Raw genomic sequence first — 18,313 nt, 5'->3', positions numbered from 1 at the left:
TCATGTCTACTCCATCGATTGAACGTCCGGTCTTGGCCGCATTGTTCCGGCTCGGCGAACGGCCGGTTCTGGCCGATAGCGGAAGTCTAGCCGCGTGCGCTTGCTTTCGATCAAGATGGGATGGCCAGCCGCTTACGTAGGTTTCGATCCGGGGTGCGGATAAAAGTTTGGACTGGTTTTATGCCGCAAGTCCAAGGCTCATCCAGTATTCGATCGGAATGAGCGAGCCGAGAGAGATCTAGACTCGCTTTTCGCTGTTCAAGCGGATGTTCGAGTTTGCGAGCGCAACGAATGCGCTCCAGGTTTGCCTGGCCGCCATGAATCTGCGCGGCCTCCACAAGACTGAGAGTGCTGCGCAGAGTTGATCGGCGAGGGACCCGGGCCGGAAAATGGCCTCGTCGGGAGAACACCCCCAGCGTCTTCGTTCGAGCAACGCTTAGCCATATGGAAAGCACAAGGGCACCTATGGGTTCTGCCCGTTACTAGGATCGCGCCTGCGAACCAGATCTGCGCAGTGGCACTTCTGAATTTTGGTTACCCTCTCCGCTGCTTTCGGATGCCCCAGCAGCTCGACTTACGATTGAACACAGGTCTATGGAGCTGTTTCACGCCGCCGGGATCGCTGGCTCCTGCACTTCCGATTTTCTCTTCAACGTCGCTTGAATGACTACCTCCGAGATCTTCCTCGTCGCGATGTTGATCATCTTCTCGGTGCCATACCTTGTCTGGCGTCTGGGGCGGACCGACTACTTCGCGCCGTTGGTGGTGGTGCAGATCATTACTGGCATCGTGCTGGGGCCGGGCGTGCTGGGCGCGGCGTTTCCGGATTACTATACGTTCGTCTTCAACGGTCCAGTGATCCAGTCGCTCAACGCCGTCGCGCAGTGGGCCGTCATGATGTTCGTATGGATCGCGGGCATCGAGCTCGACTTGCGCAAGGCTTGGGTGCACCGCCGAGAAAGCGGCATCACGGCAGGCTTGGCGCTCGGCGTGCCGTTGGCCTTCGGTGCCGTGGCAGCGCTTGCCTTGCTGCCCTTCCCGGGCTGGATGGGCGCCCGTGGCACGTCCTGGCAGTTCGTGCTGGGTATCGGCATGTCGTGCGCAGTGACGGCCCTGCCCATCCTGATCCTGCTGATGGAGAAGCTGCAGATCCTGCGTCAGCCGATAGGCCAGCGCATCCTGCGCTACGCGAGCCTGGACGACATCGCCATCTGGGGCGTCTTGGCGCTGATCCTCATGGACTGGGAACGGGTCGGCAGGCAGGCGGGCTTCCTGGCAGTCTTCGCCGTTGCTTCGATCCTGTTCCGCCGGCTGATGATCCGCGTCCCGGAGCGCGATCGCTGGTACGCCGGGCTGATCTGGTTGGCGGCCTGCGGGCTCGGTGCCGACTGGTCGGGGCTGCACTACATGGTGGGGGCCTTCATCGCCGGGGCAGTGATGGACGCGGAGTGGTTTGATCAGCACCAGATGGACTGGCTGCGTCACAACGTGCTGTTGGTGATCATGCCGGTGTTCTTCCTGAGCACCGGCCTGCGAACCAATTGGCAGGCCGGCGGCGCCGCGGTCTTCCTCGTGGCGGCAATGCTGCTGGTTGCTTCGGTGGCCGGAAAACTGATCGGGCTTCGCCTGGCCGGGCGGCTGTTGCGTTGGCAACCGGGCGAAGCTTCTCTGATCGGCTGGCTGTTGCAGACCAAGGCCCTCATCATGATCATCTTCGCCAACGTGCTGCTGGACAAGGCGATCATCACCAACGCGACGTTCACGGCGCTGCTGATCATGGCGGTGGCAAGCACGATGCTGACTGTGCCGGTCGTGTCGCCGAAGCTGCAGCGCATGAAAGACCTTGTACTGCGGTCACGCTGAATCAAGATTTTAGGCGACGATCGCTGCTCTCCAGGGCGCTCGAGGTGCTGACACAGCAACGTCTACGCTGTCCTCTGAACACCGCCGTGTAGACCATTGGTACGTGCGACGTCCAGAAAACCAGCTCTCTATGTCTTTTGACATTCAAGAAGCGCGTAAACGCGCGCATAGTGCATGGCTTTGTCCGTTACTCACATTACGGATTTTCCTTCGAAAGAATCGGGGAAAATTGACGGGTCATGTGGGCGATAGCCCTAAGAATCCAATCCATGGAAATTCCTGAGAAGCCGTCTTTTACATCCACAAGCGTTCGTGCGGAAGGAGGTCCGAACGAGTTTCGAGACCACAAAGACGACATTTTCTTTGCCGCAATCGAGACGACGCGGATGCCAATGCTGGTGACTGACCCGCGGCAAGAAGACAATCCAATCGTCTTTGCCAACAGGGCATTTGTCGCCATGGTTGGCTATTCTATGGAAGAAATCATCGGCAATAACTGCCGATTCTTGCAGGGCGCGGCTACCGATCGCGCATCGGTTGCTGCCATCCGGGAAGCAGTTCTTGCGCGCAAGCAGATCAATATCGAGATATTGAACTATCGCAAGGACGGGACCAGCTTTTGGAATGCGCTCTTCATCTCTCCTGTATACGATCCGACTGGTCAGCTGATTTACTTCTTTGCCTCGCAGCTCGATGTCAGCCGCAGACGAGACGCCGAGGATGCGTTGGCGCAGGCACAAAAGATGGAGGCCCTTGGTCAGCTCACCGGCGGCATCTCGCACGATTTCAACAACCTTCTGCAGGTCATGTCAGGCCACCTGGATATTCTTGCCGTGAGGCTGGACAAGGGCGCGTTGGATGAGCAGAGCATGCGTCGCGGCGTCGAGAATCTGAGGTCGGCCATCTCGAAGGCTTCGAATCTGACGCAGCAGTTGCTCGCTTTCTCTCGCCGTCAACGTCTGCGCGGTCGGGTCGTCAGCCTGAATGCGGTCGCGCGCGGCATGTCCGAACTCGCTGCGCGAACGCTCGGTGAGTCGATCAGAATCGACTTCGACCTGGCCGACGATGCGGGGAACATCGAGATCGACACGACACAGCTCGAAGTGGCGATTCTCAACGTGCTGGTGAACTCGCGAGATGCAATGCCCAATGGTGGCACGATCACCTTGCGGACGCGGCAGGTGGTCGTCGCCTCGAATGCCGGCACAGGGCCGGACATTCTGGTGCCCGGGACTTACGCATCTCTGTGCGTGTCCGATGAGGGTGAAGGGATCGATCCGGCGATGTTGCCGAGGGTCATGGACCCGTTCTTCACGACCAAGGCAGAAGGCAAGGGCACCGGGCTTGGCTTGTCGATGGTCTACGGTTTCGTGAAGCAGTCTGGTGGTGCCACGTCGATCGAATCGAAGATCGGCTCGGGCACGACGATTTGCATGTACTTTCCGACCGCCGCTTCCGCGCTTTCGGTCGACATCACTTCGCCTACGCGTTCGACGATGCGTGGCGGAGATGAAACGATCCTCCTCGTCGAGGATCGAGAGGAGGTCGCAGCGGTTGCACAGGGTATGTTGGAAGGCCTTGGGTACGCGGTCCACATCGCGGAGGACGGGGAGTCGGCGCTGAAAAAAGTCGAAGAAATCGGCGCAGATCAGATCGACCTGCTGTTCAGCGACGTGATGATGCCTGGCAAGATGAACGGGTACATGCTCGCCAGAGAAATACAGAAGGTGTCGCCTTCAATGCGGATCCTTCTTACCAGTGGATTCGACCGCAACCTGAGCACGTATGAGGCGGCTGCGCCGTCGGAGTTTGAGCTTATCAAGAAGCCGTACCGGCTCGTTGATTTGGCTCGGCGTGTGCGCGATGTGCTTGACGGACCGACCGGCGTCGGCCCGGCGAAATAGGGGAACGGACGAGCTCGACCAGTCTTGTCCGTTGTTCGCCTGCATGATGCCGATTTCGTTACTCAAGGTGCTGGCATCAAGTGCCCTCCCGCTCAGGCTCGACGGCGCTTCGAACGCTCACGTGGTCTCAAAACTCGTGTTTGCGGGGTTGTTAGAGGTCGACTTCCATTTCGCTGGCGGGCGTTCTGACCTCTACCGTGGAGACCTCGACGCGACCGTCACTGCAATCACCCCCGCCGGTCGTGAGTTGCTTGCAAGCCTCCAGGGTTCGTGGCGAAGCAAAAGGCCGCGCCGTTCCTGACGTCTTACCGGTCCCATGGGCCAGCGTGTTGAGTCTGGAGAAGGCGAGTACGCGCCAAGGTATTTTCGGGCAAGTCTCTGACACGAAATTCGGCTCAACCCTTTAGCATCGCCGCTACGGGCAGAAAAACTGCTACTTCAGCAGTAACCCCAGGAGAAGGAGGAGACATGGCTCGATTCGATGAAGGCCTGTTTGCCGCTTGGGCGGCATCGGAGACGACGATCCACGATCTGCTGCGTCAACTTGGGCCGGATGCCCCTATAGGCCTGTTGGACGAAGTTGCAGCCCTCAAGCTTGAGGCTAACAAGCGATTCATGGACTTATGGTCCGCTGGAATCCTCGCCTCAGCGGACGGTCCGGTCCGCGTTCATCACTGACCAACCCGCAGAGAGCGGGCCGCTGCCAAAATAGCACCGGCCTTCGCCTCTTCCCGCATCCGTGGTGTCGAGATCGGCTAAGCCAATCGGGTGTGACGCGTTCTCCTAGGAGCTTTCATCGATGGGGTCGTTCAACAAGCGTTATGACGCCTGGGCCGAAGCTGAGGCCAAAGTCTATGAAGCCATGGACAGGCATGGCCCGCTCGGCCACGACGAGGTTGATCACCTTCGCGAGCGTGCCAATCAGCTGCTGGCGGAACTATGGGGTGAGACAAACACCCCTGTTCTGCCTCAACCAACTGATGGCGGCAAGCGCAAGGGCTCTTGAGTTCGCGCCGGCCCCTCCGCGCAGGTGGGCTGGCTGTGGCTGATGCTTACCCGAGCGCATCGTGGATGGCGTCGCCTTAGCTCAGTTGAACTGGCTAGGCCGCCGGAGCGCGGGCGATGGAGCGGGTCCCTTGTGAGGGCGCTGCGTAGGGCTAGGAGTGAGTTGCACCTCGGCCGGGGGGCCCCGGCGAGGGGCACTCGGACGGTCGCGCAATACGTGAACGGCGCCAGGGCAGCAAACGACTCGGCTCGCTATGATTGGCGCGAGGGGAGTTTGGGACCTGCAATCGAGGTGTCAGCGATGCGCAAGCTTTTGACAGTCGAAGACTCTTTTCAGATTTCCGGACGCGGGTTGGTCGTCGTTCCCTGCCCGAAAATTGACGAGTACGCTGGGCCAGACGCGCCTCAGGTCGAACTGCGTCTGCCCGACGGGGAAGTCGCCACGGCGACGCTCAGGATCGAGCGTTCTTTTTTCTCTCCGCCACTTGTCGAGCCTCGCTGGACCTGCGTCCTGCCGAGCGCGTCGAAGGCTGACGTTCCAGTTGGCACCGAGATTTGGGTTCCGAAGCGATTTCGTCCGGTCTCGGCCACGGGCGCGAGCATCTGAGCAGTGCTCTCGACGAGGGACGGTAGGTAGCGCAGGGGCTCCGATGTGGGTCCTGTCCTTGCGTACCGAGCCGCGCTCTCTTGATCGTGGCGCGAGGACGGGAGGTCCTTGTTCGAGGAGCGATGGGCACCCTTCCGCGTGGAGGTTTAGCCACTGGAGGCGGAAAGCGCTGCATGCGGTGACTTCCTACATCACGCACTGACCTAGCTCTTTTAGATTCCTGCCTCACCAACTTGACTCTGGAGGATGCGAGTGTCTGGCGGGACGTTTGAGAAGCTGTTCGGAGCGTGGACCGTTGCGGAGGCGGATCTGTACGAGGCTCTGGATCAATGGCCGCCGGAGCACTCCACCGAGTGGGAGGAAAAGTTCAAGTTGATGAAGGCCATAGCCGACGAGAGGTACGCCGCGCTCTTTGGCGCGCGGACCTCGGTTTCGCCTACCTTCAACTTGGGTCGTGGCAACTTGGGCGCAGTTCCGTCGGATCGCGATGATCGGTAGCCTGGCAGACCGGAGTTCAATGATGCCGAATCCCTTTCTCGCGCAACGCTACGCTGAGTGGGCAGTTGCCGAAGCGGCCGTCATCGAGGCCCAGAACGATCCTGGCGGTATCGATGCGGAAGCGTTGGCGGCGTTGAAAGCCGATCGGGGAGCCTGTGGGTGGCGCTTTGGTCGGAACAAAACGAGAGCGCGGCCAGCGACCCATCCCCTCAATGAAACTGGCATCTGGGCTCGAGCGCGAGAGATCCTACGAGATGAACCGCCCTGAGATTCGCTGCTCGCGCCGCCCCCGCATGATCACGGGAGCAGGCGGCGCTCCTCACCAAAGCCTGCGCCGTAGGTCGCCCCGCTGGTCCTCGTGTCGGTCGAAGGCATCGCTCCTTGTGGAGCCTGATTTCCATCAGCTCGCCCCGCGGCGGAAGGCAGGCGTTTGCATCTCGTCCAAGGCTTTGCGCCCGGCCGGGGTGATCGCGGTAACGGTCGCGATCTGCGCGCTGCTGCGCCGGAGAGCCCCTTGGTCGTCGGGGTCAAACTGAGCTTCGACCAGCCCGGCGAACACCAGTTTCGAGAGAAGGCGAAGTTCTCCGCCATCCGTGATCACGCAGGGGACTGAGCGCTTTGCAATTAACGAAAGAAGATGGAGGGCCATCGGAGACGTAGGCATGAAGTTTTCGACGGGGCAAAAGTGTCGAATGGTCTCCGGCTCAACCTTGTAGGCAAACTCCGCGACGCGTCACGCGTACCCCTGGCCTAGCCTCTTTGGGCTGGCTGCTCACTCGTCCGGCGTCGTCGTAAGAGCTCGAAGTGTGTGCAGCCGCTCGGCCGCGTTCGTGAACGCTGCCTCGATGTCCGCTCCTGTCGGTATTGGATACCCAACAGGAGGGGTGAGCGCCACCCGGAGCCGCTCGCAGGCCGCCTCCCAGGCAACTAAAGCAATGGCTCTTCTTTTGGAAAGAGGCATGCTGGAATTTTAGAGATCTGTTCTATGTCTTTTCATGTAGAGCAGGTCAGTCCGCTGAGCACGAAAAGTCAAGCTTGTCCGACACGTCTCAAAAGGCGCAAGTCCTACATTTCCCACGCTGCGGCTCCTGCCGTAGCACCTTGCTGTAAACCTCAGCCCGGCCGCGTGCCGGGCTCTTTTTTGGGGGCAACGCTCGATTGGGACCTGCTGGGCAACTGGGTCTTGAAAGTTTCCGCAGCCGCTCCTAGATTGATCACCGTCGAAGTTTTGGTCAACCGAAAAGGAGGCTTCTATGACCATGAACTTGCTGCGGCAGATCGCGAGTTCCCGCCTGCCAGTCTCGTTCTATCGAACCGAAGACATCGATCAAGTACGGATCCTCAGGGCGGCCGGACTCGTCGTGGCGCTGATCCCTGCACCCTCCAATCCGCTCACGCTTTCGGGTGACGGTCTGGCTGCTCAGGTACTGGCGGTCACGCAGAAGGGGCGGGAAGAACTGGCCAAGTTCGATTACCGGGAAGCTCCTCCACCCCTGTGGCGGAAACGCATGCCGCGAATTTTCACGAAGCATCGGTGGCCCCCGCGGCCACCTAGTGCGCGGGCCGCGCCAACCAGGATGCAGTAGAGCACTGGCGATCCGCAGCCCAAAGGGCTCGCGTCCAAGGCGCTGGCGTTTGAAGACTAGTCACGGATAAGGTAGTGGCACGGCAGGCTCGGAGCGCCCAGGGCGGGCCGGAGAGCACGCATCACGAGCCAGCTTCTGATGGTTGGCGCGCTTGCCGCAGGGGAAGATAGAGGCAGGCAGCCCCTCCGCCACCTAGCCGTGACCGTGATCCAGTCCGCCAACAAGGCGTACCGCTGGCGCATGGCGGAGCTCACGCCCGACGGGAAGTGGTTCACCGTCGACGAGCAGCAGGGCTCCGAGAAGAACTACAGCGCGGCCATGGCGGCCGGCCTGGTGCAACTGCAGGGGCTGGTCGAGGACCTAGCCGTCGGGCCGCGCGAGGAGGATCCGGACGCGCCGCCGCCCAAGCGGAAGGGCGGACTGTTCGGCTTCGGGTTCGGAGTGCCGCGAGCGTAAAAAAGCCTGCACAGGGCAGTCCGAAACAGTCCAAATGGTGTGAATAGCTCCGCAGTTTTTCATCGACCGTCGGCATTAAGGCCGCCGCCCACGTCAGCATGTGAACACAGCGTAAAGCCGGGCCCCCCCGGCTGCTAGGCCGGCGCAATCACGCAGCACGGCTGGCGGCTCGTTGCGATTGGAGGCGCCGATGGTGCTGTCTGCCCTACGCGTAGCAATCGCGCTTAAGCTCCGGATAGCTTTTTTTGCCTCTTGAATCTCTGTGCTGAATCGCTATGTCACTCACCGGAAGCGCTGGAGACGCCTCCGGCGCTCCGTTCAACACTTGAATGGAGGTTTTTCGCTATGTACCGATCCCTTTTTCCTCGTGACGTTTTCGCGGAGATGGATCGCCTGCAGCGCGACGTGCAGCAGGCCTTCGATCTGTCACCCACCATTCGCGGCTTAGCCCGCAACGGGTTTCCTGCTCTCAATGTCGGCGGTACGCCCAAGACCATCGAGATCTACGCCTTCTCGCCAGGCGTTGATCCTTCCACGCTCGAAGTCAATCTGGAACGTGGTTTGCTGACCATCGCAGGCGAGCGCAAGAGCCCGCTGCCCGATGCACAGGCCAAAGCGGCCGTGCACATCAACGAGCGCTTCGACGGACGCTTCCGCCGCGTGCTGACGTTGCCCGATGACGCCGATCCGGAAGCTGTCGACGCAAAGCTGCGCGATGGCGTGTTGCACATCACGGTGCAGCGCCGCGCCTCTGCACAGCCGCGCCGCATCGCCATCCAGTAACCCCACAGGTCGCCAACCGAGAAAGGAGATATGTCATGTCGAACGATGTTCGAGCCAGTCACAGCAGCGCCGCGCGTGGCGGTCCTACCTCGCAGGATCGGTCGCGCTACAGCGACGCTGCGCTAACGCCTCCGGTGGACGTTGTCGAGGATGCAAACGGCATCACCCTATACGCAGATCTGCCCGGCGTGAGTCGCGAGAAGCTGAACCTGCATGTCGAAGCGGACACGCTGACGATCGAGGCCGAGTCCGACCTGGCCGTGCCGGACGGCTTGACTTCCCAACATACCGAAGTTGGCTTGGCACGGTTTAGACGTGTTTTCACGTTGAGCAAGGAGCTGGATACCGAGAATGTGTCGGCGGAACTCGCACAGGGCGTGCTGAAGCTTCGTATTCCGAAGGCCGAGCATGCGCAGCCGCGGCGCATCGACGTGCAGGTCGCATAACCGGCCGCAAGGCTTGTAGCCGAACGCAGTCATCGCAATGCGTTCGGCTACCGTCGCTGACTCAATTCGAGAATTTTCTGAGTCTGCTCTCTAAGGCCGCCCATTTAGTCGTGCACCCCGCCGCCGTATCGAGCGGCCACGATAGCGCGCCCGACGGCAACCCGTGGCGTGACGCCTTCCAGCCAGGGGCCACGACCTTCTGGTAAGCGACCACCAGGCTTGCCGACGACGATCGCGCACCACTGCCAATTTTTTCTGGGCATCGGGGCTACATGGGTAAGCGTCCGGCGAACTCACATTGACGGCCGGCGGGATTTGTCCGCTTGATTGCAAGGGACTGCATGGCTAAGGCCGCCAGCCTCGACGAGGCTGTTACGATCACGCCATCGGGAACACAGCCTCCCGGCCTTTCGGGGTAGACGGTGTCCGTCCAAGCGCTGGTGACCTTGCCGGAGCTTCGTCCGTGGACACCGCCTTGCCCGAACCGTCTTCCCAGGCCCCCGCGCCTGTCACTTTCGCTGAAGCGTTCCGCTTCTGGCTCAAGCTGGGCTTCATCAGCTTCGGCGGCCCGGCCGGGCAGATCGCCATCATGCACACCGAGCTCGTCGAGCAGCGTCGCTGGATCAGCGAGAAGCGCTTCCTTCACGCGCTCAACTACTGCATGCTGCTTCCGGGCCCCGAGGCGCAGCAACTGGCGACCTATATTGGCTGGCTCATGCACCGCACTGCTGGCGGCATCATCGCCGGCGCCTTGTTCGTGCTGCCCTCGCTTTTCATCCTCATCGCGCTGTCGTGGGTGTACATGCGCTTTGGCCACGTGCCAGCGGTGGCGGGCATCTTCTATGGCATCAAGCCGGCGGTGGCGGCACTGGTGCTGCACGCGGCCCATCGCATCGGCAGCCGTGCGCTGAAGAACCGTTGGATGTGGGGCATCGCCGCTGCTGCATTCGTCGCCATCTTTGCTTTCGATACCCCGTTCCCCGCCATCGTGGCAGTGGCGGCGCTGATCGGCTGGCTCGGTTCCCGCTGGGTGCCCGGTGTTTTCGCCCTGGGCGGGGGACATGGATCTGTCGAGAAGCACTATGGCGCAGCGCTGATTGATGACGACACTCCCACGCCGGCTCATGCGCGCTGGTCGCCGGCCTTCCTGGCCAAGGTGCTCGCGGGCGGTGTGGGCCTTTGGGTGGCCGCTGTTGCCGGGCTGGTGATGTTCCAGGGATGGGATCAGACCTTGACGCAGATGGGTCTGTTTTTCACCAAGGCCGCGCTGCTGACCTTCGGCGGCGCCTATGCGGTCCTGCCCTACGTGTACCAAGGCGCCGTGGAGCAGTACCACTGGCTTTCCGGGCCGCAGATGATGGACGGTCTTGCCCTAGGCGAGACGACGCCCGGGCCGCTCATCATGGTGGTGGCCTTCGTCGGCTTCGTAGGTGGCTGGCTGCAGCAGGCACTGGGGACCTTGGGGCCGTTCGCGAGTGGGGTGGCCGCAGCAACGGTAGTGACCTTCTTCACTTTCCTGCCGTCCTTCGTGTTCATCCTCGCCGGTGGCCCCCTGATCGAGGCCACGCACAACCGACTGGGCTTCACCGCGCCGCTGGCGGCGATCACGGCCGCAGTCGTGGGCGTGATCCTGAATCTGGCGCTTTTCTTCGTCTACCACGTCGTGTGGCCGCAGGGCTTCACGGAGCGCTTCGACGCGGTGGCCGCCGCTATCGCCGTAGCAGCAGCCGTAGCCCTGTTCCGGTTCAAGCTGGGCATCATGCCGCTGCTGGCGGCCTGCGCGGTGGTGGGGCTGGCGGTCACGCTGCTGCCGCACTGAGCTTGTGCCGACACAGGAGATGCTGATGGAACGCCCGACTACCGTAGCGTTGCTCTACCCCGGCGACCGCGCGATGCGTGATCGTGCCGACTCGCGCGAGAGCCGCTTCGCCGCCTTGTTCGACGCCTTCAAGGCCGCTGGCATCGCCGCGGAGCCCGCCGTGTACCACGACGACTTTGCGGACGAAGTCGCGACCCAGTTGCACCGCGTTGACGGGGTGCTTGTCTGGCACAACCCCGTCGAGAGTGGGCGCAGACGTGATCAGCTCGATGCGATGCTCAGGGAGGTCGCACAGCGAGGTGTTTTGGTGAGCGCGCACCCGGATGCCATCCTGCGGCTGGGCACCAAAGACGTGCTGCTGGACGTGCGCGACTTGCCCTTTGGCAGCGACGTGGTGCGCGTGGATTCACTCGATCGACTTGCAACAGAACTACCCGGACGGCTGCGCACGGGAGCGCGGGTACTCAAACAGCATCGCGGCCACAGTGGCATAGGCGTATGGCGGGTCGAGGCCATTGCGGATTCGACGCAACTGCGGGTGCGGCACGCCCAGCGTGGCAGTAAGGAAGAAGTCTTGGACATGCCTGCCTTGCTGCAACGCATGGCGCCGTATTTCGAGACGGCGAACGGTGGCCACATGATTGACCAGGCATGGCAGCCGCGCTTGATAGAGGGGATGGTGCGTGCCTATCTCGTTGGGGATCGCGTCGGTGGATTCGGGCACCAGGCCATTAATGCGCTGTACCCCGGGCAAGACGAAGAACCCGCGCCACCTGCCGGGCCACGCCTGTACTACCCGGCTGACCTGCCGCAGCTCGAATACCTGCGCCGCATGCTGGAGACCCAGTGGGTCGAACTCCTGCGGCAACGTGTCGGCTTGCACCGTGAGCACTTGCCGCTACTGTGGGACTGCGACTTCATATTCGGAGAACCGTCACCCGAAGAGCCAGAGCGCTACGTCCTGTGCGAGATCAACGTCAGTAGCGTGTCCCCGTTTCCGCCATCTGCAGTTGGGCCAATCGTGTCGGCCATGGCTGAGGCCTTGAAGGACGCGGGCCGGCGCTAGTGGCGGACCCGTGGCTGCCACTGGTGGGGCAGCAGTTCGCTGATGCGCCTTGCTGGCTGCGCAGGCAGCCGCTCAAGTACATCGCGGATGTAGGCATACGGGTCATGCCCATTCAGCTTGGCCGACTGGATCAGGCTCATGATCGCCGCGGCGCGCTTGCCGGCGCGCAGGGATCCAGCAAACAGCCAGTTCTGGCGGCCGAGCGCGACCGGCCGGATCCGGTTTTCTACCCAGTTGTTGTCGATCGGCAGGTCTCCATCTTCGAGGAAGCGCGTGAGCGCATCCCAGCGCTTGAGGCTGTAGTCGATCGCTTTGGTGGTCGCAGATCCGTCGGGGATCTTCTGGCGCTGCTGGCGCATCCACTGATGCAACGCGTCGGCCACCGGCCTTGATCGCAGTCGTCGCAGTTCGAGCCAGCTGCCGCTATCAGCCCGCGCCACCTCGCGCTCGACGTCATACAGTGGACCGAAGAACTTCAGCGCCTGTTCGCCGACCAGGCTGCCGTGGTTGGCCCACAGTTCGTGGAACTTGCGCCGCGCATGTGCCATGCACCCGACCTCAGTCACCCCGAGTTCGAAGCAGGCCTTGTAGCCGCTGAAGTCATCGGTGACGAGCTTGCCCTGCCACCTCGGCTTGACACCGGCTGCGCTCGGCTTCAGGAAGTCGCGCACGTGCTGTCCACCACGGGTGTCGGCGAAGTCGAACACGACGCTCTGGACCGGGTTGAATTGCGTCGTGCAGTAGCTCCACAGGTATGCCCGGTGCGTCTCTCCCGCTCCGGGTTTGAGCATTGCCACAGGGGTCTCGTCAGCATGCAGCACGTCGTGTCGCAGCAGCTGTGCTGCCAGTGCATCTACCAGCGGCTGCAGCTGCGTGCCGCACTCACCCACCCACTGCGCCAGCGTCGAGCGGGCGATGACGTGGCCCGCGCGCTCGAAGATCGCTTCCTGCCGGTACAGCGGTAGATGATCCAGGTACTTAGCCACCAGCACCTGCGCCAGCAGGCCGACGGTGGGCACCCCCTGTCGATGACGTGAGCCGGCACCGGCGCTTGGGTGATCTTCTCGCAGCACCTGCACACCCACTTGCCGCGGATGTGGCGCTCGACCGTGAACACGCCCGGCTGGTAGTCGAGCTTCTCGGCGATGTCCTCGCCGATGCGCTGCAGCGGCTCGCCGCACCCGCAGGTGGTGTTCTCGGGCTCGTGGTGGACCTCGCGGCGCGGCAGGTTCGCCGGCAGCTTCTCGCGCTTGGGTTGTTGCTTCTCGGCAGGGGACGTCCTCGCTGCATGCAGTGCTTCGATCTCCGCAGCGACGGCGGCCAGATCGGTGTCCAGCGTCTCCTCGAGCAAGCTCTCTTGCTCAGCGTTGTAAGCTTCACTCTTGGCGGCGAACTTCAGTCGCTTGAGGATCGCGTTCTCGTGCGTGAGCTTGTCGATGATCGACTTCTGGAACGCCAACTGCGCGTCGACCTTGCGCAGCCTCTCGCGAAGCTCCTGTGGGTCCAGTGTGTCGATGTCGTCGGCGATCACGGACAGTGATCGTGCCGGCAACCATGCCCACACGCCATCCGCAGATACCGCAATGGACGCGCTACAGCGTGGTGATCACACCGGCCTCACCGACGAGCTGCCAGGGCAGTCCCAGTACCAGCGCATCGAATTGCGGCCGGCTCAGTGTGAGCGTTCCGTCGATGTTCTTGGGCCAGGCGAACTTGCCGCTGTTCAGCCGCCTTGCGGCCAACCACACGCCGATGCCGTCGTGCACGAGCACCTTCATGCGGCTGGCGCGCCGGTTGGCGAAGAGGTAGGCATGGTGCGGGCGTGCAGCGCCGAACACCAACACGACTCGGGCCAGGGCAGCCTCGGTGCCGGCGCGCATGTCCAGCGGCTGCACCGCCATCCAGATCGACTCGACGCGGATCAACGCAAGATCTCGCGAAGCCAGGCAGCGCTCGCCGCGGCGGCACTGGATGGCCAGTTCACGACCACTGTGGTCGCGCCGCGCTGGAGTTCGATGCGGATGTCAGATGCTGTCGACGAGGGCGTGGCGTCGAGCTGCACGGGCACGAACGCCGCCTTGGCTTGATCCCGCGGCATGTCGACAGTCGTCTCGATCGACTCGACGCTGGGCAACCGTTGACCGCCTTGCTCGATCCAGCGGCGCAACAGGTTCGCATTGATGCCATTGGCCAATGCCACCGAGGCGATCGACACTCCGGGCCGAGAACAGGCGGCAACCAGGCTCGCCTTGAACTCATCGGTATGGAGGCGCCTGCGGCGCCGATCTCCTTTGACCGTCGTCTCGATAGTGTTCACGTGTCCGCCAAGAAATAAGTGGAGTAGTGAACACGATGCTCCTAGGCCCGCTGGCGGAAATCAAGACGGGTTGGCCGGACGCTTACCTACATGGATCGCTCCGCGCTCGAGTAAGCGATCAAAGCTGGGCCAGTCCGCAAGGTAGTCCACCGCCGGCTCGCCCAAAGGTTTTGCGATCCAGGCGTTCAAGGCTGCGCCTGCAAGGTCTACGGAAGGCACCACATGCGACGCGTCCTTTTCCTCGACACTGATAGGGGCCGTGTCGGTCATCTTCCGCGACGCCAGCAGCGCGAAGTGGCGATCGCTAGGCTTGACCCAGCGTTTGCAGATGTGCGGGCTTGAGGAGTTCTTGTCCCAGCCGACGCTAGCCGTCTTCCTGTATCGGCACCCAGTTGAACGTCCCAGGATCCGGTTCGTCAAACGTGCACCGAGATTCGCCGAAAGCAGGGCGCGTCCGCTCGCTGGAATCCACCCGCACCTGTCCGGCGGAACAGTCCATTGTTCTCGTCGCGTCCGGCATCCCGCATTTGCTGCGGCCAAGTACTTCGGCTCAACACCTCGCCCGGCGGATATTCTTCAAGTCGATCAGCTACTTGTTGAGTCCGGATTTCTTCGGCTCGTCATCCATAGAAGCCTCCCGTGCCTCAGAACAGCTCGCTTCTCCTGCATTCGCGTTGGGTGCCACGTGCGGAACTCGGAGTGTCCAGCTAGCCGCCGAGGCCGAATGACCGCCAAGTCTCTTCCCAAGTTGCTCGGAATCACCAATCGGTCCGTCGCTTGACGGATCAACGGCAGGCCGGCCTCAGCGCTTCCAAGAAGGCCACCGAGTCGGGTGCCCGCATAGTTCGAGCGAGGTCAAGTGCCGACAAACCTTCTGTGCTCCGAGCATCGATGTCCGCGCCATGCTCTAGAAGCACTTTCAAAATCTCGAGTCGGTTGAACATTGCTGCGAACATGACCGGCGTCTTTGCGCCGGGCGGCGCAAAGCCGGGCTGAGCTCCGTGTTCCAGCAGCAACTCAACGATGGGTTGAAACCCCTTGAATATTGCTCCAGCCAGTGGCGTCTGGCCCTTGTCATTGAACCGATCAGGTTCGGCACCGGCCTTCAGCAATGCCTCCGCAGCTTTCGCGTGGCCGTGATACGCGGCGAGCATCAGGAGCGTGTCGCCGTTGTGATTGCTCATGTTGGGCGGCAGCCCCTTTGTCAACAAGCGCTCCAACATTTGAGCATCGCCGGTGCGCGCCAACTGAAAGACCCGTTGCGCGAATTCGAGGAATTCGGTGTCGGAGGCCGAGGTGTTTCTGTCTGTGTTGAGCATGCGAAGATCTTTGGCGCGATGGCAGAGCACAGTGGCTTCTTATGAACCTCTCGGGCGTGCGCCGAGCAGCCAGTACACCGCAGGAAAGAGTACACCTCGGGAACCGAAGAGATTTCTGTTGCAAATCCAGGTGCCACAGCGAATGACCTGCAGTGCGATGGCATTGTGGGATAAGTTTGGGGTGCAACGGAACTGTGCGCGCGAAGCTGTTCAAGCCCTTCGGTCGCGCTCCTGGCCGGTGATCCACCTGAAGGCATCTTTCTTCAGAGCTTCAGCGAGCTCGAGCCGCGTCTTATAGACGCCAGACGAATTGATTGTGGATCTGACCTGATCGCCTTGAACAATCTCTGCGCGGCCGGAAAGGTTGCCACCGGGGGCGGCGCGAGTCACCGCGCAACGCACCTCCCAGCCGTCGCGGAAAAACTGAGCGAAGAAGTCTGGTGTGGTCATGATCCTCTCGTCGTGTAGTGAGGCGCAGTACATTAGGGATCGACAGCGTAAGAGGCGTCAGCCGAAATCGGGCGGCCTTGTAATCCTGCCTCCAGTTATCGATAGACCAAGTCGCGCCTGATGCCTGTTTCAGGGAGACAGATCCTTACGATCGGGGTGAGCGTCAGCGAGGCGGACCCGCAACGCCAATCACCGCGCTGTTGGATCTCGCGCCTGTCTACGGTGCTCCACATGCGTCCCCGCACATGAGCAATTCGACTTTGTCCTACGTGGAGTTCACTTTAAGGCTTGTGTGATCTGGGACGCTGAGACAGGACCTTCCACCAATCACGACAGGCGTCGTCTGCGAGGTTCATCAGCGAAACCGAGGCCACCATGTCAAACTCTTCTCAACATTCATTCGACTTTGCACCGTCCGCGGATATGAGCCTCGGTGTCGAACTCGAACTGCAGCTCATCGATGCAGAGACGGGCGATCTCGCTCAGCGGAGCCCGCAGATCCTTGAGGCTGCACGTCTTCCCAGGCCTTTAGCACGAGGGGCAATCGTTCCTGAGGTGAGCGCTGGCATGATCGAAATCTCCACAGGCGTCTGTGCGAATGCCTGTGAGGTAGCTACCGACCTCGAAACTCTGCGGAGCAGGGTCTCGCGCGCAGCTGCCGAACACGGCGCCCGCATATCCGGCGGCGGGCTGCACCCTTTCAAGCACTGGTCGGAACAGCAGATCTTCGACAGCCCCCGCTATCGCGCCCTGACTTCGCTGTATGGGGAGGTACTTAAGCAGACAACTGTATTCGGGCAGCATATTCATCTTGGATGCGCTGACGTTGAGCGCGTTCCGCTATTGATGCATCAGCTCGCCAGATACGTGCCGCACTTTATTGCGCTCTCGGCGTCCAGTCCCTTCATGGAAGGGAGGGACACCGGATTCGACTCCACACGGACGTACTGCCCGAACCCATTTCCTACAGGACCCCGTGCGCCATTTACGAACTCCTGGCACGAACTCACCAAGTACCTGTCCAAATGGCTTGCGTGCGGGGTCATCAAGTCAATCAAGGACTTGCATTGGGACATCCGACCGAAGCCTGAGTATGGAACTGTCGAGATTCGCGTCCTTGATAGCCCGTTGTCTATCGAGCGAGCCGCCGCACTCGCCAGCTTCGCGCAACTTCTTGGAACGTGGCTGCTGGAGTCACAACCGTTTATTCCCCGGGACGAAGATTACCTCGTGTACGAGTACAACAAGTATCAAGCCGCGAAGTTCGGCCTGCAAGCAATCTACGTCGATCCGATGACAAGGAAACAGTTGCTTCTGAGAGACCACCTCGGGAACCTGCTGTCGACTTTGGCGCGCCACGCGTCGGCGCCGAGAGATGAAGAACGACTCGCAACCCTGCGCAAGGTGGTGAGCACCATCCAGAACGACGCAACCGTGCTGCGCAGCTTGAGAGGGCGCTGCCGCAGCGTCAAAGAAATGGCGCTGCTTGCAGCGGGGATGATGGAGACATCTCCAAAGCTGGACGATGCTGTGCGCGCCTCGATGCCTCGCTTGATTGCTGTACCCCGCGAACCTTTTAGCGTATCTCGTAGTCGATGGGCTTGAAAGAGCCATTGTTCGAATTCTCGGCCGAACACGCTGTCAATCCGCAGATGAGGTCCATCTCAGCGCGTAGTTCAATAAAGTCGCCGGCGCGAGATATGGGTGGCTTGACCTGAACCTCACCGGTCGCGGTGACGCCGACATTCATGAAAACATTGAACGTCGTTCCAATCTGGTCTGGACGAATTCCGTAGGGTTCAAAAGCTTGGTACAGATTCTCAAAGCAGCTGGGATGATGCCCCTGGTGCTGATACAGAATTTCGAACATTTCCTGGCTGCACGGCGTTAACAGGAAGTCGTGTCGACCGACCGTGTCATCGACAATCCGAAACATTGGACGGCTGTTGTTTGCGTAGAGCAGATCGCCCTTGGTCAGGTAGATCTTTGAAGCATAGTCGATGGACCGTCCGGAGGACAGGCTGCAACTGTGGTCGTCCTGTGCGAACGCGTACAGGTCGGCAACCTGTTCGCCGAATGGATCGTTGATGCGCAGGATCTGGCCGCCTCGCAAGGTGAAGGCGACGCCCGATTGCGGTGGGATACGGCAGCAGCCAGCTGTGTGGGGCAGCGATTTCTCCTCGGTCATTCGAGT

The 18,313-nt window shown here is 61.4% G+C and carries 19 protein-coding genes and 1 pseudogene; 12 read left to right on the top strand and 8 right to left on the bottom strand.

The window, feature by feature from the left end; genetic code table 11:
* Positions 1 to 663: 663 nt before the first annotated feature.
* The 5 genes from AC1HIL_RS36130 (at position 664) to AC1HIL_RS36110 (ending at position 5,379) form a co-directional block, all read left to right on the top strand.
* A complete protein-coding gene (locus AC1HIL_RS36130) occupies positions 664 to 1,863 on the top strand; it encodes a cation:proton antiporter (RefSeq protein ID WP_479668811.1) in 1,200 nt (399 codons plus the stop codon).
* Between the two features lie 269 nt (positions 1,864 to 2,132).
* Positions 2,133 to 3,767 (top strand): histidine kinase famiy protein, encoded by a 1,635-nt coding sequence (locus AC1HIL_RS36125; protein ID WP_479668812.1) that lies wholly within the window; start codon positions 2,133 to 2,135, stop codon positions 3,765 to 3,767.
* A 468-nt stretch (positions 3,768 to 4,235) separates the two neighbouring features.
* Positions 4,236 to 4,445, top strand: a complete 210-nt coding sequence (locus AC1HIL_RS36120; protein WP_296723158.1) for a hypothetical protein — start codon at positions 4,236 to 4,238, stop codon at positions 4,443 to 4,445.
* Between the two features lie 121 nt (positions 4,446 to 4,566).
* Positions 4,567 to 4,773, top strand: a complete 207-nt coding sequence (locus AC1HIL_RS36115; protein ID WP_479668813.1) for a hypothetical protein — start codon at positions 4,567 to 4,569, stop codon at positions 4,771 to 4,773.
* Positions 4,774 to 5,073: 300 nt separating this feature from the next.
* Complete coding sequence (locus tag AC1HIL_RS36110) at positions 5,074 to 5,379, top strand: hypothetical protein (protein WP_479668814.1); 306 nt, start codon at positions 5,074 to 5,076, stop codon at positions 5,377 to 5,379.
* 898 nt (positions 5,380 to 6,277) lie between these two features.
* Here AC1HIL_RS36110 and AC1HIL_RS36105 read toward each other — a convergent pair.
* Positions 6,278 to 6,526: a hypothetical protein gene (locus AC1HIL_RS36105; RefSeq protein WP_479668815.1), complete on the bottom strand. Its 249-nt coding sequence runs from the start codon at positions 6,524 to 6,526 to the stop codon at positions 6,278 to 6,280.
* A gap of 604 nt (positions 6,527 to 7,130) precedes the next feature.
* On the opposite strand from AC1HIL_RS36105, the gene AC1HIL_RS36100 reads away from it, so the two are divergent.
* The 6 genes from AC1HIL_RS36100 to AC1HIL_RS36075 all read left to right on the top strand — a co-directional run bounded on the left by AC1HIL_RS36100 (position 7,131) and on the right by AC1HIL_RS36075 (position 12,033).
* Positions 7,131 to 7,463, top strand: a complete 333-nt coding sequence (locus AC1HIL_RS36100; RefSeq protein ID WP_479668817.1) for a hypothetical protein — start codon at positions 7,131 to 7,133, stop codon at positions 7,461 to 7,463.
* Between the two features lie 198 nt (positions 7,464 to 7,661).
* Positions 7,662 to 7,919 (top strand): hypothetical protein, encoded by a 258-nt coding sequence (locus AC1HIL_RS36095; RefSeq protein ID WP_479668818.1) that lies wholly within the window; start codon positions 7,662 to 7,664, stop codon positions 7,917 to 7,919.
* A gap of 345 nt (positions 7,920 to 8,264) precedes the next feature.
* Positions 8,265 to 8,702, top strand: a complete 438-nt coding sequence (locus AC1HIL_RS36090; protein WP_413765053.1) for an Hsp20/alpha crystallin family protein — start codon at positions 8,265 to 8,267, stop codon at positions 8,700 to 8,702.
* Positions 8,703 to 8,737: 35 nt separating this feature from the next.
* Positions 8,738 to 9,148 (top strand): Hsp20/alpha crystallin family protein, encoded by a 411-nt coding sequence (locus AC1HIL_RS36085; RefSeq protein WP_479668819.1) that lies wholly within the window; start codon positions 8,738 to 8,740, stop codon positions 9,146 to 9,148.
* 463 nt (positions 9,149 to 9,611) lie between these two features.
* Positions 9,612 to 10,967 carry a chromate efflux transporter gene (gene chrA / locus AC1HIL_RS36080; RefSeq protein ID WP_479668820.1) on the top strand — a complete coding sequence of 452 codons (1,356 nt, stop codon included), beginning with the start codon at positions 9,612 to 9,614 and terminating at the stop codon, positions 10,965 to 10,967.
* 25 nt (positions 10,968 to 10,992) lie between these two features.
* Positions 10,993 to 12,033, top strand: a complete 1,041-nt coding sequence (locus AC1HIL_RS36075; protein ID WP_479668821.1) for a Cj0069 family protein — start codon at positions 10,993 to 10,995, stop codon at positions 12,031 to 12,033.
* On the opposite strand, the pseudogene tnpC reads toward AC1HIL_RS36075, so the two are convergent.
* From tnpC to AC1HIL_RS36045, 6 genes and pseudogenes are all read right to left on the bottom strand, one after another.
* Positions 12,030 to 13,570: pseudogene (gene tnpC / locus AC1HIL_RS36070) on the bottom strand (IS66 family transposase). The gene AC1HIL_RS36075 and the pseudogene tnpC overlap by 4 nt on opposite strands.
* Positions 13,571 to 13,625: 55 nt before the next feature.
* Positions 13,626 to 13,958, bottom strand: a complete 333-nt coding sequence (gene tnpB / locus AC1HIL_RS36065; protein WP_479668822.1) for an IS66 family insertion sequence element accessory protein TnpB — start codon at positions 13,956 to 13,958, stop codon at positions 13,626 to 13,628.
* Positions 13,955 to 14,350, bottom strand: coding sequence for an IS66-like element accessory protein TnpA (gene tnpA, locus AC1HIL_RS36060; RefSeq protein WP_479668823.1), 396 nt, complete (start codon positions 14,348 to 14,350; stop codon positions 13,955 to 13,957). The genes tnpB and tnpA overlap by 4 nt, the downstream gene beginning before the upstream one ends.
* A 60-nt stretch (positions 14,351 to 14,410) precedes the next feature.
* Positions 14,411 to 14,620, bottom strand: a complete 210-nt coding sequence (locus AC1HIL_RS36055) for a hypothetical protein (RefSeq protein WP_479668824.1) — start codon at positions 14,618 to 14,620, stop codon at positions 14,411 to 14,413.
* Positions 14,621 to 15,135: 515 nt separating this feature from the next.
* A complete protein-coding gene (locus tag AC1HIL_RS36050; RefSeq protein WP_479668825.1) occupies positions 15,136 to 15,669 on the bottom strand; it encodes an ankyrin repeat domain-containing protein in 534 nt (177 codons plus the stop codon).
* A gap of 210 nt (positions 15,670 to 15,879) precedes the next feature.
* Positions 15,880 to 16,119 carry a hypothetical protein gene (locus tag AC1HIL_RS36045; protein ID WP_172705808.1) on the bottom strand — a complete coding sequence of 80 codons (240 nt, stop codon included), beginning with the start codon at positions 16,117 to 16,119 and terminating at the stop codon, positions 15,880 to 15,882.
* A gap of 375 nt (positions 16,120 to 16,494) precedes the next feature.
* On the opposite strand from AC1HIL_RS36045, the gene AC1HIL_RS36040 reads away from it, so the two are divergent.
* Positions 16,495 to 17,724 (top strand): YbdK family carboxylate-amine ligase, encoded by a 1,230-nt coding sequence (locus AC1HIL_RS36040; protein WP_479668826.1) that lies wholly within the window; start codon positions 16,495 to 16,497, stop codon positions 17,722 to 17,724.
* Here the strand turns inward: AC1HIL_RS36040 and AC1HIL_RS36035 are convergent.
* Positions 17,696 to 18,307, bottom strand: coding sequence for a DUF1989 domain-containing protein (locus AC1HIL_RS36035; RefSeq protein WP_479668827.1), 612 nt, complete (start codon positions 18,305 to 18,307; stop codon positions 17,696 to 17,698). The genes AC1HIL_RS36040 and AC1HIL_RS36035 overlap by 29 nt on opposite strands.
* Between the last annotated feature and the right edge of the window lie 6 nt (positions 18,308 to 18,313).

It is taken from the genome of Variovorax sp. ISS6, from assembly GCF_056523145.1.
Note: the sequence above shows the minus strand (reverse complement) of the source record. Positions and strands in the feature narration are given on the sequence as shown.

Coding starts and splice junctions, on each gene's coding strand:
- AC1HIL_RS36130 (WP_479668811.1), top strand. CDS start 664: ATGACTACCTCCGAGATCTTCCTCGTCGCGATGTTGATCATCTTCTCG.
- AC1HIL_RS36125 (WP_479668812.1), top strand. CDS start 2,133: ATGGAAATTCCTGAGAAGCCGTCTTTTACATCCACAAGCGTTCGTGCG.
- AC1HIL_RS36120 (WP_296723158.1), top strand. CDS start 4,236: ATGGCTCGATTCGATGAAGGCCTGTTTGCCGCTTGGGCGGCATCGGAG.
- AC1HIL_RS36115 (WP_479668813.1), top strand. CDS start 4,567: ATGGGGTCGTTCAACAAGCGTTATGACGCCTGGGCCGAAGCTGAGGCC.
- AC1HIL_RS36110 (WP_479668814.1), top strand. CDS start 5,074: ATGCGCAAGCTTTTGACAGTCGAAGACTCTTTTCAGATTTCCGGACGC.
- AC1HIL_RS36105 (WP_479668815.1), bottom strand. CDS start 6,526: ATGGCCCTCCATCTTCTTTCGTTAATTGCAAAGCGCTCAGTCCCCTGC.
- AC1HIL_RS36100 (WP_479668817.1), top strand. CDS start 7,131: ATGACCATGAACTTGCTGCGGCAGATCGCGAGTTCCCGCCTGCCAGTC.
- AC1HIL_RS36090 (WP_413765053.1), top strand. CDS start 8,265: ATGTACCGATCCCTTTTTCCTCGTGACGTTTTCGCGGAGATGGATCGC.
- AC1HIL_RS36085 (WP_479668819.1), top strand. CDS start 8,738: ATGTCGAACGATGTTCGAGCCAGTCACAGCAGCGCCGCGCGTGGCGGT.
- AC1HIL_RS36075 (WP_479668821.1), top strand. CDS start 10,993: ATGGAACGCCCGACTACCGTAGCGTTGCTCTACCCCGGCGACCGCGCG.
- AC1HIL_RS36055 (WP_479668824.1), bottom strand. CDS start 14,620: ATGACCGACACGGCCCCTATCAGTGTCGAGGAAAAGGACGCGTCGCAT.
- AC1HIL_RS36050 (WP_479668825.1), bottom strand. CDS start 15,669: ATGCTCAACACAGACAGAAACACCTCGGCCTCCGACACCGAATTCCTC.
- AC1HIL_RS36045 (WP_172705808.1), bottom strand. CDS start 16,119: ATGACCACACCAGACTTCTTCGCTCAGTTTTTCCGCGACGGCTGGGAG.
- AC1HIL_RS36040 (WP_479668826.1), top strand. CDS start 16,495: ATGTCAAACTCTTCTCAACATTCATTCGACTTTGCACCGTCCGCGGAT.
- AC1HIL_RS36035 (WP_479668827.1), bottom strand. CDS start 18,307: ATGACCGAGGAGAAATCGCTGCCCCACACAGCTGGCTGCTGCCGTATC.